The sequence below is a fragment of the Rhizobacter sp. genome (genome assembly GCF_031412075.1).
GTDB lineage: Bacteria > Pseudomonadota > Gammaproteobacteria > Burkholderiales > Burkholderiaceae_C > Rhizobacter.
Window position 1 is genome coordinate 1 of sequence record NZ_JANOCG010000058.1, and the last position, 2,205, is coordinate 2,205.

Sequence of the window (2,205 nt, forward strand, 5' to 3'; positions counted from 1 at the left end):
GATGTCGGCACCGGCGGCCTTGGCTTCTTCGGCCTTGGCGCCTTGGGCGAACACGGCGACACGCTTGGTCTTGCCAGTGCCGTTGGGCAGCACGACGGCGCCACGCACGACCTGGTCAGACTTCTTGGCGTCGATGCCGAGCTGCACGGCCACGTCGATGGATTCATCGAACTTGGCGGTGGCACACGACTTGACGATGGTGATCGCGTTGTCGAGCGCGTACAGCTTGGTGCTCTCCACCTTGCCGGCGAGCGCCTTTTGGCGTTTGGTCAACTTGGCCATGTTCAGACCCCTTCCACAGTGACGCCCATCGAGCGGGCGGTACCAGCGATCGTGCGGACGGCGGCGTCAAGATCGGCACCGGTGAGGTCCTTGATCTTGATCTTGGCGATTTCTTCGGCTTGTGCGCGGGTCAACTTGCCCACCTTGTCGGTGTGCGGCTTGGCCGATCCCTTGTCGAGCTTCAGCGTCTTCTTGATGAGCACCGATGCGGGCGGGCTCTTGAGCACGAAGGTGAACGACTAGTCCGCAAAACCGGTGATAACCACAGGCAGCACGAGGCCGGGTTCCATGCCTTGGGTCTGGGCGTTGAACGCCTTGCAGAACTCCATGATGTTCAGACCGCGCTGACCGAGCGCCGGGCCGATCGGGGGCGACGGGTTGGCCTTGCCGGCCGGGACTTGCAGCTTGATGAAGCCGACAATTTTCTTTGCCATATTTCTCTCCAAACAGACCCGCAAACAACAGCGGGCCCTGAGTACAAACGCCAAGGACTGGTTACCTTGGCTCCTCTTGCCGGTGTCTCGTCACCGGCAGCAACGGAATGGCTTCGGCGCGTGAGCGCCCAGCCGCCATTCAAGCTAAATCTTTTCGACCTGCGAGAAGTCGAGTTCCACCGGCGTGGCACGGCCGAAGATGGTGACTGACACGCGCACCTTCGACTTGTCGTAGTTGACGTCTTCCACAGCGCCATTGAAGTCCGTGAACGGGCCTTCCTTGACACGCACCAACTCGCCCACCGACCACTCGACCTTGGGGCGCGGCTTCTCCACACCCTCTTGCATCTGGGTGACGATCTTCATCACCTCAGCTTCCGAGATCGGCGAGGGGCGGTTCTTCGCGCCACCCACAAAACCGGTCACCTTGCTGGTGTGCTTCACCAGGTGCCAGGTGTCGTCGGCCATTTCCATCTCGACCAGCACGTAGCCGGGGAAGAAGCGGCGCTCAGTCACGGCCTTCTTGCCATTCTTGAGCTCGACAACCTCTTCCATCGGCACCAGGATGCGGCCGAACTTCTCTTGCATGCCCGAGCGGTCGATGCGCTCACGCAGGTTGCGCTCGACAGCCTTCTCCATGCCCGAGTAGGCGTGAACGACGTACCAGCGCTTGTTGGTGGCCGGCGCCTGCGAGGCGGCGGCGCTCACGTCGCCGCTTGCGGTTTGTTCGCTCATCAGGCTTACCTCCAGCCAAGAATCAGGTCGTAGAACACCCACTCAAGGGTCTTGTCGGTCAACCACAAGAACAAGGCCATCACGACCACAAACGCAAACACGTAGAGCGTCATCTGGCCGGCTTCCTTGCGCGTGGGCCACACCACCTTGCGCACTTCGCGGGCGGAATCGCGACCAAAAGCGATCAACTGCTTGCCCGGTTCGGAGACAAAGAAGGTCACCACGGCCATCGCCAGCAACACCAGCAACGCGACCACGCGCAACCACATGTCTTGCTTGCCGAGCATGTAGAACGCCGCCACGGCAGCGACCACCAAGATGCCGGCCACGGCCAGCTTGGCCTTGTCAGCACCAGTGGAAACAGTTTCGATTTGCGGATTGGCCATATTTGTCTTCAGCTTCAAAACACCGACTGCCCTTCAGCAGCAAAGCCCGCCGGATTGAAACGCTCCGTGCGGGCCTTCGACACGCGCCACGTCCGGGGCTTCACCCCAATCGTGGCAGGGGCAGTAGGAATCGAACCTACAACCTCTGGTTTTGGAGACCAGCGCTCTGCCAATTGAGCTATACCCCTGTGGCTGTTACAGCGAAAAAACTTACTCCAAGATCTTTGCCACGACGCCGGCGCCGACGGTGCGGCCGCCTTCACGGATGGCGAAGCGCAGGCCTTCTTCCATGGCGATCGGGTTGATCAGCTTCACGGTGATGCTGACGTTGTCGCCCGGCATGACCATTTCTTTGTCCTTGGGCAGCT

3 protein-coding genes, 1 tRNA gene and 2 pseudogenes are annotated in these 2,205 nt (G+C 60.8%); all 6 read right to left on the reverse strand.

Annotated elements, in window-relative coordinates; translation table 11 throughout:
* Positions 1 to 282, reverse strand: a pseudogene (gene rplA, locus RMO40_RS02025) (50S ribosomal protein L1); the annotation flags it as partial.
* Positions 283 to 284: 2 nt separating this feature from the next.
* Positions 285 to 716 (reverse strand): annotated as a pseudogene (gene rplK / locus RMO40_RS02030) (50S ribosomal protein L11).
* 144 nt (positions 717 to 860) lie between these two features.
* A complete protein-coding gene (gene nusG, locus RMO40_RS02035; RefSeq protein ID WP_309715565.1) occupies positions 861 to 1,451 on the reverse strand; it encodes a transcription termination/antitermination protein NusG in 591 nt (196 codons plus the stop codon).
* Between the two features lie 5 nt (positions 1,452 to 1,456).
* Complete coding sequence (gene secE / locus RMO40_RS02040) at positions 1,457 to 1,837, reverse strand: preprotein translocase subunit SecE (RefSeq protein WP_309715568.1); 381 nt, start codon at positions 1,835 to 1,837, stop codon at positions 1,457 to 1,459.
* Between the two features lie 112 nt (positions 1,838 to 1,949).
* Positions 1,950 to 2,025, reverse strand: a tRNA-Trp gene (locus RMO40_RS02045).
* 22 nt (positions 2,026 to 2,047) lie between these two features.
* Positions 2,048 to 2,205: EF-Tu C-terminal domain-related protein (locus RMO40_RS02050; protein ID WP_489660090.1), on the reverse strand; the 158-nt coding region annotated here is incomplete at its 5' end.